Source organism: Desulfobacter sp. (assembly GCA_028768525.1).
Classification (GTDB): Bacteria; Desulfobacterota; Desulfobacteria; order Desulfobacterales; family Desulfobacteraceae; genus Desulfobacter.
Map to the genome: position 1 here is coordinate 2,889,624 of CP054837.1, position 14,990 is coordinate 2,904,613.

At 53.5% G+C, this 14,990-nt stretch carries 13 protein-coding genes; 12 read left to right on the forward strand and 1 reads right to left on the reverse strand.

Going from position 1 to position 14,990, the window contains the following annotated elements:
- Nucleotides 1-10 precede the first annotated feature (10 nt).
- From HUN04_13140 to HUN04_13165, 6 genes are all read left to right on the forward strand, one after another.
- Nucleotides 11-940, forward strand: coding sequence for a MoxR family ATPase (locus HUN04_13140; protein ID WDP90586.1), 930 nt, complete (start codon nucleotides 11-13; stop codon nucleotides 938-940).
- Nucleotides 937-1,830, forward strand: a complete 894-nt coding sequence (locus HUN04_13145) for a DUF58 domain-containing protein (GenBank protein WDP90587.1) — start codon at nucleotides 937-939, stop codon at nucleotides 1,828-1,830. Before HUN04_13140 ends, HUN04_13145 begins: the two co-directional genes overlap by 4 nt.
- A complete protein-coding gene (locus tag HUN04_13150; GenBank protein ID WDP90588.1) occupies nucleotides 1,827-3,824 on the forward strand; it encodes a DUF3488 domain-containing transglutaminase family protein in 1,998 nt (665 codons plus the stop codon). The genes HUN04_13145 and HUN04_13150 overlap by 4 nt, the downstream gene beginning before the upstream one ends.
- Complete coding sequence (mutY, locus tag HUN04_13155; protein ID WDP90589.1) at nucleotides 3,821-4,903, forward strand: A/G-specific adenine glycosylase; 1,083 nt, start codon at nucleotides 3,821-3,823, stop codon at nucleotides 4,901-4,903. Before HUN04_13150 ends, mutY begins: the two co-directional genes overlap by 4 nt.
- An 11-nt stretch (nucleotides 4,904-4,914) precedes the next feature.
- Nucleotides 4,915-5,823, forward strand: a complete 909-nt coding sequence (locus tag HUN04_13160; protein WDP90590.1) for a cation transporter — start codon at nucleotides 4,915-4,917, stop codon at nucleotides 5,821-5,823.
- 487 nt (nucleotides 5,824-6,310) lie between these two features.
- Nucleotides 6,311-6,835 carry a hypothetical protein gene (locus tag HUN04_13165; GenBank protein ID WDP90591.1) on the forward strand — a complete coding sequence of 175 codons (525 nt, stop codon included), beginning with the start codon at nucleotides 6,311-6,313 and terminating at the stop codon, nucleotides 6,833-6,835.
- Between the two features lie 249 nt (nucleotides 6,836-7,084).
- On the opposite strand, the gene HUN04_13170 is transcribed toward HUN04_13165, so the two are convergent.
- The gene (locus HUN04_13170; protein ID WDP90592.1) at nucleotides 7,085-7,240 is read right to left on the reverse strand and encodes a hypothetical protein; all 156 of its coding nucleotides are present in this window, start codon (nucleotides 7,238-7,240) and stop codon (nucleotides 7,085-7,087) included.
- Nucleotides 7,241-7,669: 429 nt separating this feature from the next.
- On the opposite strand from HUN04_13170, the gene HUN04_13175 reads away from it, so the two are divergent.
- From HUN04_13175 to HUN04_13200, 6 genes are all read left to right on the forward strand, one after another.
- The gene (locus tag HUN04_13175) at nucleotides 7,670-8,251 is read left to right on the forward strand and encodes a sigma-70 family RNA polymerase sigma factor (GenBank protein WDP90593.1); all 582 of its coding nucleotides are present in this window, start codon (nucleotides 7,670-7,672) and stop codon (nucleotides 8,249-8,251) included.
- A gap of 1 nt (nucleotide 8,252) precedes the next feature.
- The gene (locus tag HUN04_13180) at nucleotides 8,253-8,954 is read left to right on the forward strand and encodes a hypothetical protein (GenBank protein ID WDP90594.1); all 702 of its coding nucleotides are present in this window, start codon (nucleotides 8,253-8,255) and stop codon (nucleotides 8,952-8,954) included.
- A 112-nt stretch (nucleotides 8,955-9,066) separates the two neighbouring features.
- Nucleotides 9,067-9,813, forward strand: coding sequence for a 3-oxoacyl-ACP reductase FabG (fabG, locus tag HUN04_13185; GenBank protein WDP90595.1), 747 nt, complete (start codon nucleotides 9,067-9,069; stop codon nucleotides 9,811-9,813).
- A 186-nt stretch (nucleotides 9,814-9,999) separates the two neighbouring features.
- Complete coding sequence (locus tag HUN04_13190) at nucleotides 10,000-12,297, forward strand: PAS domain S-box protein (protein WDP90596.1); 2,298 nt, start codon at nucleotides 10,000-10,002, stop codon at nucleotides 12,295-12,297.
- Nucleotides 12,298-12,389: 92 nt separating this feature from the next.
- Nucleotides 12,390-14,123 (forward strand): YcaO-like family protein, encoded by a 1,734-nt coding sequence (locus tag HUN04_13195; protein ID WDP90597.1) that lies wholly within the window; start codon nucleotides 12,390-12,392, stop codon nucleotides 14,121-14,123.
- Entirely contained in the window at nucleotides 14,116-14,988 is an 873-nt protein-coding gene (locus HUN04_13200) for a hypothetical protein (GenBank protein ID WDP90598.1), read from the forward strand. Before HUN04_13195 ends, HUN04_13200 begins: the two co-directional genes overlap by 8 nt.
- Nucleotides 14,989-14,990: the final 2 nt, after the last annotated feature.

The window sequence follows — 14,990 nt, forward strand, 5'->3', positions numbered from 1 at the left end:
CGGAGAAGCCATGTCCCAGGAAATAGAAAAAATGGTGAAGGAGGTCTCCCGGGTTATTCTCGGCAAGGAAAAGGAAATCAAACTTGCCCTGGCCTGCTTTTTCGCCCGGGGTCACCTGCTCATCGAGGATTTTCCTGGCATCGGCAAGACCACCCTGGCCAAAACCCTGGCAAGGTGCATGGGGCTGGATTTCCAGCGGATGCAGTTCACATCGGACCTTCTGCCGGGCGACATCCTTGGGGTATCGGTATTTGACCGGAATACCGGCGGCTTTAATTTCCATCCCGGCCCGGTATTCACCCAGATTTTTCTGGTGGATGAAATCAACCGGGCCACGCCAAAGAGCCAGAGCGCCCTGCTTGAAGCCATGGAAGAGGGGCAGGTCACCATTGAGGGCCGATCCCGCCCCCTGGACAGCCCATTTTTCGTTATTGCCACCCAGAACCCCCTGGAACAGGCCGGCACCTTTCCCTTGCCCGAATCCCAGATGGACCGCTTTCTCATGCGCATCTCCCTGGGATACCCGGACCGGAAAGCGGAAAACCGGATTCTGAAAGGCGAAGGCAGCGACCGGGTCATGGCGGAGCTGGCCTGCTGCATGGGAAAACCGGATGTGATCCGCATCCAGAACGAGGTGGAAGCGGTCCATGCCTCGGATCATTTCCTGGAATACCTCCAGAATATCCTGGACTTCACCCGGACCTCCCCGGAATTTGAAATCGGCCTCTCCCCCCGGGCGGGCATGGCCATCCTAAAGGCCTCCCGGGCCTGGGCCTATGTTACGGGCAGGGACTACACCATCCCGGAGGACCTCCAGGAAATCCTGCCCTGGGCCGCCGGTCACCGGCTGAGGTTCAGCCGGGACATAGATACCCAGTCCGGGGAACAGCTCGCAGCCAGGTTTATGGAGCTGTTCAGCCAGGTCCGGATTCCGGTGTGATGGAGATCGGGCGAAAAGACCTGTCCATCCGCCCCACCCAGGCCGGACTGCTTTTCCTGGGCATTCTCATCGCCATGCTCCTGGGGTCTATCAACTACAACAACAATGCCGGATTCATTCTGGTATTTTTACTGGGCACCATGACCGCGATTTCCCTGTTCCACTCGTACAGGAATCTGACGGGCCTGGCCATCTCCCCCATGCATGTCCAGCCTGTATTCATGGGGCAGTCCCTTGTTTTTTCCGCCAGGATCAAAACCGGCCGCCACCCGGACCAGGGCCAGGCCCTTTCCCTGGCATTGGGAAAGGAACCGCCGCAATCCTTTTCAGGGCAGGGCGTACTCAACCTGCCCCTGCCCGCCTCCCGGCGGGGCTACCACCGCCCGGGGCCACTTATCCTGGTATCGGCCTATCCCTTCGGTCTTTTCCGGCTCAGGGCCGAACTCCCTTTCCCCGCAAAGGGGTTGGTCTATCCGGCCCCGGTTTCCGGAACCTTTCCCACGGCTGCGGCAGGGGATGGGGATGGGGGGGATCAAAAGGCAGAGGAAAGCGGACCGGACGATTTCCAGGGACTGAAACCCTATATTCCAGGCAGTCCCATGGGCCGGATCTCATGGAAGACATTTTCCCGGGGCCGGGGCATGTTCATCAAGAATTTTACGGCGGATAAGGGAAGTGAAATAGTAATGGACCTCTCCCTGATCCAGGGAACAGACCTTGAAAAAAAGCTTTCCCTTGTCTGCAACGGGGTGATCCAAGCGGAAAAATGCAACATCAGGTACGGGATCCGCCTGGGCCCCACCGAAATCCGGCCGGCCTCGGGGAAAAAGCATTTTCACCGCTGTCTCAAGGCTCTGGCCCTCTATTCTCCCGGAGAGGTGTCCCAATGACCCCGGCACCGGAAAATATCATTTCCCTGGAAAAAGAACGCAAAGAAGTCCTGCCCATCATTGCGGCCCTGATTGCGGCAGTCGCCCCCCACGTGGCAGGCCTTCCCCTGTGGATCAACCTATGGTGCTTTACCATGTGGGGATATATGCTGGCCCGGCTGAAAACCGGATGGCCCCTTCCCACGGCAGTGATTCGTTACCTGCTGACCTTTGCCGGGCTGGCAGGGCTTCTGCTCACCTTCCGCAGGGGCATCGGCGGGGATGCCTTTGTGGGGCTCATGGCGTTGATGGCCGCCATCAAACCCTTTGAAATGCCCTCCCACCGCCACCGGATGATCACCATTCTGCTCACCTATTTCATGATTATCACCTCCCTGTTCCGGTCCGATTCCCTGTTCACCCTCATATACATGCTATTCAGCGTTTATGTCACCACTACGGCCATGGTGCGGATCAATTCGCCGGGGGCAAGCTTCTCCAGGAGCCGTAAACTGGCCGGCACCATCCTGGCCCAGGCCCTGCCCATGGTGGCGGTCCTTTTCCTTGTATTCCCCAGGCTGCCGGATTCAGTCTTCGGCATCCAGGATCCGGACCGGGGCAGAAGCGGATTCACCGACAGCCTTCAGCCGGGCCGGATTTCCGCCATGGCCAGGGATAACACACCGGCGTTCAGGGTGACCTTTAAAGAAAATATACCGGCACCGGAGCAACTCTACTGGCGGGGCATTGTATTTGAAAAATTTGACGGCAGTGCATGGCGTCCCGCCCCGGACTGGGAAACCGTGCCGGTCCCTTCGGGACAACTTTCAGCCACCGGCACCGGCGTCAGCCATACCATCATCATGGAACCCAGCAACAGCCGCCGTCTCATGGCCCTGGACCGGCCGGTGCAGGGACCGCCCTGGGCAGTACTGGGGAATCGGCAGACACTGAAATCAAGAAAAAAAATCATAAAAAAAACCCAGTACACCGTGGTGTCGCAACTCTCGGAAAGCGGCAATACTGGCTTAACCTCCCCCATACGTCTTGCGGAACAAATTCTCGCCGGCACCGGCCCCAGAAACCCCCGGACCCTGGCCCTGGCCCGGAAAATTGCGGAAAAAGAGGGCACCACCGTGGAAAAGGCCCGGCACATCCTGGATTATTTCAGGGAAAACCCCTTTGTCTACGCCCTGAACGCGCCGCTCACCGGGCCCCATCCCCTGGACACCTTTATCTTCGATACCCGGCGGGGATACTGCGAACACTATGCCTCTGCCTTTGCCTTTATGCTCAACGGGGCAGGGATCCCGGCCCGGGTGGTGGGGGGCTACCTGGGCGGAGAACTCAACCCCTTCGGGGCCTATCTCATTGTCCGCCAGGCCTATGCCCATGCCTGGGTGGAATTTTTCGACCCGGACCGGGGCTGGACCCGGATGGACCCCACTGGGGCAGTTTCGCCGGAACGCGTCCTGGTCAATCCGGACGGTTCCCCTTCAGGCAGTGCCGGACAACAGGCGTCCATCCCCATGACCGCCCGGCTGAAATTCGCCCTGGATGCCGTTAACCTGAAATGGGAATCCTGGTTCACAGGGTATTCCCACCTGGAACAGCAGGCCTGGCTGGCCGCATCGGGGATCATCCGGGGTAACCGGGCGGCGGCCCCGGCGCTGGCCGGCCTGACCCTGGCAGGCCTGGCCCTTTTTCTCTTCATCCTGGTCCGGCGGTTCAGAAAGGAAAGCACCCCGGCGGATCCTGTGGCCCGGGCCATGGGCAGGTTCTACAAAAAGACAGAACAGGCGGGAATGCCCCCCAGGCCGGGACAGGGGCCTGCCGATTTCGCACAGATGTGTACGGCAAAGCGCCCTGACCTGGCAAATGACATCACTGCCGTCATGGACCTTTACCTTGCCCTGCGGTATAAAAAAGAACATGATGCTGCAGCCCAGGCAGAATTAACCGCCCGGATACAACAGTTTAATCCGGCCAGCCCCCCTGAAAAGGAATACTCGTGACACCTTCATCCCCCGAGGCCAAACAGATTCAAACGGCGTTGCGGAACTGGTACATTGCCAACCGGCGCCGCCTGCCCTGGCGGGAATCCATCTCCCCATACGGGGTATGGGTTTCAGAGGTCATGCTCCAGCAGACCCAGGTCAACACCGTTATCCCATACTACCTGAACTTCATGGCCCAATACCCCCGTGTCCAGGACCTGGCCGGTGCCGATCTTGAACCCATCCTCAAATCATGGGAAGGCCTGGGATACTATGCCCGTGCCAGGCACCTTCACAAGGCCGCCCATATCGTGGCCCATGAGATGGACGGCAGGGTTCCGGAAGATTTTCAAATGTTTTTATCCCTTCCGGGGGTGGGGGATTATATTGCCTCAGCCGTCCAGAGCATTGCCTTCGGCCAGGCCCATGCCGTTGTGGATGGAAACGTCAAACGGGTCCTGGCAAGGCTGTACTGCCTGGAGACCCCGGTAAATCACAGCAGCTCCCACAAAACATTCAAAGCCCTGGCCACCCGGCTGCTGGACGCCCGGGATCCAGGAACCCACAACCAGGCCGTCATGGAGCTGGGCGCCCTGGTCTGCACCCCGAAATCCCCGGACTGCGGCGGCTGCCCCCTTTCCCGGCAATGCCGTGCTTTTAAGCGGCACCTCACAGACCAATTCCCGGTACGCATCAAAAAACAACAGGTACCCACCCGCCACATTGCCGTGGGCATCGTCCGGAAACAGGGACGGGTGCTTATCACCCGCAGGAAACTGGACGGGCTTCTGGGCGGGCTGTGGGAATTTCCGGGCGGCAAGGTGGAAAAAGGGGAGACCGCCGGCCAGGCCTGTATCCGGGAAATACTGGAGGAGACCGGCATAAAAGCCGAAACCGCCGCATTCCTGACCCGGATTTCCCACGCCTATACCCATTTTAAAATAAAAATGGACGTCTTTTACTGCAATTATCTCTCCGGCAGGGTGACCCTCAACGGCCCCATTGACCACAGATGGGCCGCCATTGATGAACTTCGCAACTATCCCTTCCCCAAAGCCAACCTGAAATTCATGCCTTTAATCACCAATGAGAACTAGGAAAACACCCAATGGAAAACGGAAGAGACGCAGAAATTAAAATCCGGAACATTACCCTGGCAGGTCTCTTTGCCAATATTATCCTGTCCCTGGCCAAGCTTGCCATGGGCCTGGCCGGCAACAGCCAGGCGGTTGTCGCCGACGCCCTCCACAGTTTTTCAGACACCTCTTCGGATTTCGTCATCCTTTTCGGGGTAAAATACTGGACCGCGCCGGCCGACCATGACCACCCCTTCGGCCATCATAAAATCGAATCCATGGTCACCCTCTGCATCGGGCTCATCCTCATAGGCGTGGCGTTGGGAATCGGCTACAACGCAGTCCTGACCCTCATGGCCCCGGAAGAACAGGCGCCCCTCTCCTGGGTCACCTTCCTGGCTCCACTGCTCTCCTTCATTGTAAAAGAGTTCCTCTTCAGAATCACTTACAAGGTCGGTGTGGAAACCCGATCCTCATCTGTAAAGGCCAATGCCTGGCATCACCGGACCGACGCCCTCTCCTCCATCCCGGTCCTGGCCGCGGTTCTGGCATCTCTGGCCAACCCGAAGCTGGCCTTCCTCGACCAGGTCGGCGCCATCGTGGTCTCCATATTCATCATCAAGGTCGGACTGGATATTATTTTTTCCGGCCTGGGGGAGCTTTTGGACATGGGCATGTCCGCCAGGGACCTTGAAACCGTTGAATCCACGATCACCCAGATCCCGGGGGTCCTGGGGGTCCACAGAATCCGGACCCGGAAACTGGCCGGCTCGTTTTACATAGACCTCCATCTTGAGGTGGACGGCAGCCTGACCGTATCCAAGGGGCACTATATTTCCGAAGTGGTCAAACGGGTCCTGATGGCCCAAAACGACTGGATTATCGACGTCATGGTCCATCTGGAACCCTATGGCATTGAGAAGGGAGCAATAATTGACTGAAATTATTAGCAAAGCAGAAAAGGTTCTTTTGCCGTTAATTTCCTGTGTTTATGGGTAATGTGTAAATTCTTTTTTCCAAATAAGCCCATACATCCAAACCATACCAGCCTAAAAAATGGGAGTCAGTATCCACTTTTCCGTACGATCTAAACCAAGAGACATTATCCTGCCATTTGAACACTGGGATAACTCAATTGCTAAAATTCATCTTGAAATGTCTTGTTTGGCTCTGAGAGTTTTTTAAACCGAGATCTATATTCGGAAAGAATGAAAAAGTGTCTCTCTAAAACATGACACAGAAGGCTCTCCTGCTTGCATAGAATTCTTTGGGTTGGGTAATAGACTTTCACAAATGAGTGTCATTTGAAATATATGAATGTCAAAAAAAGATAGTTTTTCAGGGTTTCCCTGATGTGCTTGCTTTTGTGTTTATGCTATAAGGCTTTTCGTGATTTGCTAATTACTACTATCTGAATGGAGATTGTTGATGATGAAAAAGTTGCCTTTGGTTCTAATGGTGTTGTTCTTGTCCTCATGTGTTCCTATGACTCCTCCAAAAGCTCTTCCAGAAAAAGGAAAAACTCTTTTCGTTGGAAGGGTAATTTATGAAGGCTCCGGGGTAGGAGGCGGTGCTGTGAGTTTGAATGGTAAGGCACTAAAAAACCTAGAAGTAACAATCAAGAATCAATCCGAAAAATTTACAGTGAAAACAGGAGATGAGGGACTATTCTATTTTTATGGAACATCTAAGGATTATTATAGAATAATTCGTTTCCAAATCAAAAGGACCATTGGTGGTGCATGGTCAAGTCATTCTAGCAGAGTATACTACACTATTTTAGGTGAGAGTGACGGGGTGACAAATATTGGAACTTTTAATTGGAAAGTTACAAGTGAAAACAGCAATATATTAAGGTCTGAAAAATATAGTGAAGTTCAAAGTCTTTTTAAAAAAATATTCCCAGAAAACCATTGGAATGATGAAAGGTGGACTCAGATATATCCATTTTAAATGTAGTATTTGGGAGTTTTCAAAATTTTGTGTCACGGGTTGGATGCCAAGATCAGCCTCGGCGCCAGCGGAAGTAGAAGCCAGATCCGAGAATGGGCCCTTCAATCTGCCACGTCGGAGGATTTGGCTTCTGCTGGAGCGGGGATCCTGGAACCATATTTTCGTAAATCCCTATCAAATTCTCCTCACAAATGAATTTTAAATAATGATCATTTTTTATTCTCTTTCAAAACTTTGTAGAGGTAAACGTCACAACTCATTAAAATACACACTTTTAATCTCTTCTGAATGGATACACAGATAATCCAATGTCTGCTTTTGGGTGCTTTGGTTATCCCACTGCTCATAGAGACTGTCTCTGAATTCCTTGATCAATTGATTGATCTGCTCTTCTGTGAGGTTCATATGCTGTATTTTCCTAAACAATAGCTGAAACTGTCCAGCCAAATATCTCGATTTCAATTTTGCATCGGACAACATACCGATTTTTAAATAAAACCTCAACTCCTTTCGATTAATTTTTAAATCTTTTGGCACTCTATCCTGAAATAGAAAGTGGATGGGTCTTTGACAAGATAACTGGGTGATCTTTGAATTAATTTTCCTCTGTGTGTAGGGCAAAAAAGCATTTTTATTATCTTTAATTTCAATCTATTGGTGATATCAACCACTTACCATTCAACCGTTATGGTCCATCTGGAACCATTTTCCCAGCCAAAAGAAATGGAATAAACCCGGGCAACGGCCTGTCATAAAAATAAATTATAGTTTGCATCGGACTGTTTCCTGCTTAACTTACAAAGTAAGGCGAAGGAGGTGCAGGGAAATGAGTCCATGATATTAAAAAAGAACAGGCCGGCCCGGAAGTTCAAAACCTTGACCTTCCCCCATATGAAGCTGCTGTACAATGTGGCCCTAAAATATACAGGGAATACTTTTGATGCCGAAGACATCGTACAGGAAACCTATTTGATGGCCTTTAACAAATTCCACCAGTTAAAGGACACCTCAAGGTGCAAACCCTGGCTGCTGAGGATTTTAAGAAATAATTTCCTGAAAAGCTGCCAGAAAGACAAGGCCAGGCAGCGGCTGGAACAGGGGGAGTATATTGATTATCTCAAGGCCCATATCCGGCAGAAGGATGCCGAAGCGCTTCTGGTAGAACACACCGGCACCAGGGAAATCCGGGCCGCCATCGACAGGCTGCCGGAAAAATACGGGGAGGTACTCACCCTCTACTACATGAACGGCCTGCTGTACAAAGAGATCGCCGAAGTCCTTGACATCCCCATTGGGACGGTGATGTCCAGGCTGACCAGGGCCAGGGAAGGGGTGAAAACCCGCCTGCTGAAAACAATGAAAACATCGGGGAAGAACATTTTGGACATTAATTTAACCAAACAAACTGCAAGATAGAATGGACTGCAAAGAATTTCAGTACTGGCTTACCAGCAGCGATATCCATGAAAAAACAATCCCCCCCGGCGCCGCCGGACACATGGCCCGCTGTGCCAGGTGCCGGCAGCTTTTTGAAAAGGACAGCCTGCTGGAACAATGCATTGCCGCCGCCTTCCAGCAAGAAAAGATACCCGGCGGCATGGCCCGGCGGATCAATGACGCCCTTGATGGGGAAAGCCGGCTTTCCAGGCCTATGAAACAAAACCGGAAAACCATCATCACAACCCTAACCGCCGGGCTCGCCCTCACCGTTTTTCTGCTCCTGAATTTCCTCTCCCCTGGAAATTTTGAAAACCTGGACCAACTCTCCCGCCAGGCAGCAGCCTGTCACCTCAAGGGAAACCGAAGCTTCAGTTTTAATGCAAATCAGACCGAACACGCCCTTGCCGTAATGACAAAGGAACTGGGCTTTCCCCTCATCCTGCCGGATCCGGCAGAACTTGGATGCACCGTTCTGGGCTGCCGCCTCTGTGCCGTCGGGCAGTGTCGGGCCGCCTATTTTGCCGTGGAAAAAAACGGCAGGCCGGGCTCCCTGTTTATCATGGGTACGGACCAGGTCAAATTCCCCATGGCCGACGATTCCCGCTTCAATTCCAGCACCAAAGGCTGCGACACCTGCATCTGGAAAGCCCACGGGCAAATCTACGCCATGGTCTTTTAAGCTCGTCCGGGGCATCTTGACAAACCGCCCAAAAAAGCAGATACGACATATGATTGCTCAGGTGCCACCGCCATCTGAGTATTTTGCAGATTTTAAAACAAAAGGAGCTTTAATGACTTCGGATGCCAAGACGGCTTCACATGAAATCGCCCTTGTTACCGGTGCCAGCCGCGGAATCGGCAGGGCAATTGCCAGGATGCTGGCGGCCTCGGGCCGGTTTGTTTATATTAATTTCCAGTCTGCCGGGCAGGCGGCTGAAACCACCCTGGAAATGGTCCGGGAGGCAGGAGGGGACGGCGCCCTGCTCCCCTTTGACGTCAGCGATGAAAAGGCTGCCCTGGCCGCCGTTAAAACAATCCTGAAAGAAAAAGGCCGGATTGATATTCTGGTCAACAACGCCGGGGTCAAGGCGGATATGCTCATGGCCATGATGAAAGCCGACAGCTGGCAAAAGGTGGTGGATACCAACCTCACCGGTTTTTTCAACGTCACCAAACCCGTGGTGAAAAAAATGCTGTCCAAACGGCAGGGCCGTATCATCAACATCGCATCCACTTCTGGACAGATGGGACAGTCCGGCCAGGTCAACTATTCGGCGTCAAAGGCAGGACTCATCGGTGCCACCAAGGCCCTGGCCAGGGAAATCGCCTCCCGGGGCATCACGGTGAATGCCGTGGCCCCCGGATTCATTGAAACAGATATGGTCCAGGGACTCAACATTGAGGAAGTGGCAAAAACCGTTCCTGCCGGGCGCCTGGGCCGGCCTGAAGAGGTGGCCGCCGCCGTTGGATTCCTCTGTTCCCCGGAAGCGGGCTACATCACCGGCCAGGTGCTGGGCATAAACGGCGGCATCTGCTAAGCCTTCATCCGGTTCTTTCCAGCCTTGATTTTCAGCCTGCCCGGCCCGGGCGGGCTGAAAAATTATCATTTGATTTGCCCCTGGATCTGATATAAATTGAGATACTGATTTTCCGCTGTCACATGGTTTCGCATAAAACGGGTCTCCTTCCTTGGGGAATGACGATCCTCATTATTTTTGGGACATATGATGGTCCATACCAGATTCCTGTTCATCATTGTTTTGATTTACCTGTTTTTCCCAGTTATTTCGCGGGCAGGCACCGGCGGCCTTTCCCCCGGCCATGTGCTGCTGCTCAATTCCTACAACCAGCGGATGACGTGGGTGAAGGACATTGTCAGGGCTGTTGAAGATGAGCTTGAACCGGAAAACAATAACCTTGTCCTCCATATCGCCAATATGGATTCCAAACAATTCCATTCCCCTGAATATTTTCACTCCTATAAAACATTTCTGGAGCAAAAATACCAAAACTATCAGTTTTCCCTCATACTCTCCTCGGACAACAATGCCTTCGACTTTCTCATGAAGCACCGGGACACTCTATTTCCGGGGGTTCCGGTGGTATTTTGCGGGGTCAACAATTTCAGGGACGACATTCTGGCCGGGAAAAAAGGGGTAACCGGGGTGGCGGAAATCTTCTCAGCAAGGGAAACCGTTGAAACCGCCCTGAGGCTTCACCCCGGGACCCGGGAATTATACATCGTCAACGACTACCTGTCCACGGGCAGGGCCTGGCAAAAAGATATTGAAAACGCCCTGACCCCAGTCTCAGACAGGGTCAGGCTGACCTATTCCCCCAACCTTTCCATGGCAGACCTCCAGGCCCGGATCGCCGGGCTGGAAAAAGGGACAATTGTACTGATGGGGGTCTATTTTTCCGACAAAGACGGGCGGTATTTCACCTATGAAACAACGGGTAAAATGATTGCCGGTGCCAGTAAGGTGCCGGTATACTGCCTGCTTGAATTCAATATCAATAAAGGGGTAATCGGCGGAGAGGTGATCTCCGGCTATTACCAGGGCAGATCCATGGCACAGATGGGGCGGCGAATCCTGAACGGCGAAAGTCCGGACCGGATCCCGGTGCTGCAAAGGGGCGCCAACCGCTATGTATTCGACCATATGGAATTGGAGCGGTTCGGCCTCAGAGAAAAAGACCTGCCTTCCCCCTGCCTCATTGTCAACCGGCCCTATTCCGTTTTCCGGGAATATAAAGAGGAACTGATGACCCTGGGGTTGCTGATCTCCATTCTTCTGCTTACCATTGCCGCCCTGCTGATCAATATATTCAGGCGGATACAGGCGGAAGAGGCATTGAGAAAAAGCGAACAGCAACTCTCAGTCCATTTGAACAATACCCCTGTGGGGGCCATTTTATGGGACGAAGAATTCAGGGTGACGGAATGGAATCCGGCCGCGGAAACCATTTTCGGTTATACCCGGCAGGAAGCCATGGGCAAAACCGGCGCGGAACTCATTATTCCCGAGGAGGTGCTGCCCGAAGTCCAGGGAATCTTTCATCGGATCCTCTCAGGTGTCGGCGGAGAGAAAAATGTTAACGAAAACATAAAGAAAACAGGGGAACGCATTAACTGCTCCTGGTATAATACGCTCCTTAAGGACTGCGAGGGGCGGGTCACCGGCATGGCCACCCTGGTGACCGATATCACGGAACAGCAGAAAACCCGGGAACTGATCATCCAGTCGGAGAAAATGATGTCCGTGGGGGGATTGGCCGCCGGCATGGCCCATGAAATCAACAACCCCCTGGCCGGGATGATACAAAGTGCCCAGGTCATTCACAACCGGCTGACAAGGCAGGACATACCGGCCAACACCCGCGCCGCAGAAAAAATCGGAATTACCATGGCCGGCATCAGGGCCTTCATGGATGAGAGGAAGATACTTCAGCACCTGAAAAACATCACAGATACAGGAAACCGGGCTGCCGGCATCATTGAAAACATGCTCAGCTTTGTGCGCAAGGGCAATGCCGCCAGAAAGGAATGCGTGGCGGCGGATCTGGTGAACAACACCCTTTCTCTTGCACAGAACGATTATGATCTGAAAAAAAATTATGATTTCAAACAGGTGGAGGTGGTCAGGGAATACGCCCCGGACCTTCCGCCGGTGGCCTGCGAAGAGAGCAAGATCCGCCAGGTCCTGTTCAACCTCATAAAAAACGCCTCCCAGGCCCTGACTTCAGCAGGGACTGAGCACCCGAAGATTATTCTTCGTATTTTCCAAGAAGAAAAGGACCTCTGCATTGAGGTGGAAGACAACGGCCCCGGAATGAAAGAAGAAACCCGGAAACGGGTATTTGACCCTTTTTTCACCACCAAGGGGGTGGACAAAGGCAGTGGGCTGGGGCTGTCCGTCGCCTATTTCATTGTCGTGGAGGACCATAAGGGAGCCATGGAAGTCGAATCGGTTCCGGGGGCGGGCACAAAATTCACCATCAAGCTTCCCGTCCGGGTTTAACGCACACTTAATCAATGTGGTGCAACGCATTGAAAATCATGCTATAACGGGACTCCTTTATTTGACACATAGATTGAAAGGTGAGATCCCCCATGGGCTATAAAATAGAATTGAATGACGCAGAAAAAGGCTATACCTTTGACCAGGATAAAATCATATCACCCGAAGAGACCGTCCGCAGGTTTCGTGAAAAATCCGCGGCACTGGATCTGGATATCCTGAGCCGGACCCGGCGCATCGACAAGGGGCGTCTGGATATCCCGGTATTCTTCAGCGAATGCGGGGTGGATGCCAAACGGGTGACCGGCACCAACAAGCAGATGGGCAAAGGCGGTACGCCTGCCCAGGCAGAGGCCAGTGCCGTGATGGAACTGGTGGAACGATTCAGTTTTTTCTCCTTTGCCGCAAAAGAAAAGAACTTCTTCTACGCCACCCCGGCGGAGCTGGGTGAGGACGCCCTGGATTACGGGCAGATCGTCAAGTCCGTCCACGACAACCAAGAAGATGCCCTTAAGGTAAAAGAAATTTACAGCCGCCTGCCCCTTCAGTGGACCAAGGGCTATGATCTCACGGCCAAAAAAGAGGTAAACATCCCCTTTAACTGGTTCTACATGATCAACGAATTCAACGGCCCCAGCGCCGGCAACTGCACGGAGGAGGCCCTGACCCAGGGCATCTGCGAGCTGGTGGAACGCCACACCTCCTCCCTGGTCAGCCACGGCAAGCTGGATGTCCCCGGCATCCGCCTGGATTCATTTAAAGATCCCCTGGTTGTGGAAATGCTGGAAAAATACAAAAAAGAAGGCATTGAGGTCTATGCCACGGACTTTTCCCTGGACACGGGCATCCCCACGGTGGCGGTCCTGGCCTGGGATCCCGCCACCTTTGGAAATATGAGCGAAATCGTCTGGACCGCCGGCACCTCCCCTGACCCTGAAAAAGCCATGAGCCGGGCCCTCACCGAGGTGGCCCAGTTGGCCGGGGATTTCAACACCGGTTCCAACTATGTGGCCTCGGGACTGCCCAAATTCACCGATATCAGTGACGCCCAATTCATCACCCATCCCAAAACAATGGTGGATGCATCGGATTTGCCCAACCTCTCTTCGGACAATATGAAGGAAGAAGTGGAAAATCTCATCAGCACCCTTGGGGATCGGGGCTACCATGTACTGTCCCTGAGCACCATGCATGACGGCCTTGAAATCCCGGCCTTTTACTCCATCATCCCCGGCGCCCATTTCAGGGAACGGGCCGATGCCGCCAGCGTGGGCATGTTCGCCGCCCGGCTCATCACGGAAAATTTTGATCCCGTCACCGCCCTGGACAAGCTGGAGGAACTGGAGCAGGCCCTGCCCGGGAAATACTACACCAGCTTTTACAAGGGGCTGATGCACAACGCCGTTTTCGAGCAGGAAGAGGCGCTTAAAGAATTCGAAGCCGCTTTGGATCGGGAACCTGCCCGGCTGAACCTGCCGGATATCTGCTCCCACATGGCCGCTCTGCTCAAGGATTTGGAAGAATACGACAGGGCCCTGGATATCTGCACCAGGGGAATAAAGGTGGACGACCAGCGGCCGGATATCTACAACACGGCCGGGGCCTGCTGTTTTATGTCAAAAAAATTCGAACCGGCCATTGAATATTTTGAAAAGGCCCTGGAGGTGGATCCCACCCTGGCCATCAACTTTGCCAACATCGGTTCCTGCTACAGGGAGCTTGAAGATATTTCCCTGGCCGTAAAATACTATGAAATGGCCCTGGAGGTGGACCCCACCATTGAATTTGCCAGGGACAACATAGAAAAGCTGACGGCAGATGGTTAGGCCCCTGGATAAATGCCTAAGCCATGGCGCCCTATGGTTTGACACCTTTAATGCCTTCTGGCACAGGGAGTCCACCCATAAGCGGGTATCTGCGGTACTCATACTCATTTTCCTGGCGGCCCTGGCCGTAATTGAGGCCAACCGCCGGGGATGGCTGGCCCAGCCCCTGGCCGCCCAGGTGCCGGTGAGCCATTATATGGCCATAAACCTGGCCTTTCTTCTGGTCCTGGTCATTGAGATCCTGAGCATGATTTTTGCGCTGCCCGGGTCCATGTCCAGGGCCCTGGGCAAACAATTTGAGATCCTGGCCCTGATTTTTCTCCGTAACGCCTTCAAGGAACTGGCCGTACTCCCCGAGCCCATCTCCCTGAGCCACCACAACGAGGTACTATGGCATATCCTGTCCTACGGATTCGGGGCGGTGACCATCTTCGCACTGCTGGGGGTCTATTCAGCCATGCAGGAGCGGCTGGACAAGGCCCTGAAGCCCGGCCCCTCCCTGGACCGGTTCATTGCAGCCAAAAAAAACGTTGCCCTGTGCATGGTGATCGTCTTCTGCACCATGGGCATTGCCAACACAGGACTAAAGGCAAGCGGCCAGCCGGGATTCCACTTTTTCCAGTCCTTTTACACCGTTTTGATATTTTCCGATATTCTCATGGTACTCCTGGCCCAGGCCTTTCTGCCCCGGTTCCCTGCCGTGTTCAGGAATTCGGGCTTTGCCCTGGCCACCCTGCTCATCCGCCTCTCACTCACTGCCCCGGCCTACATAAATGTCCTCATCGGCCTCTCCTCCGTTGTACTGGCCCTATGCCTTACCCTGGTTTACAATAAATTTTATACACTGACACTCAAGGATAATTAGCT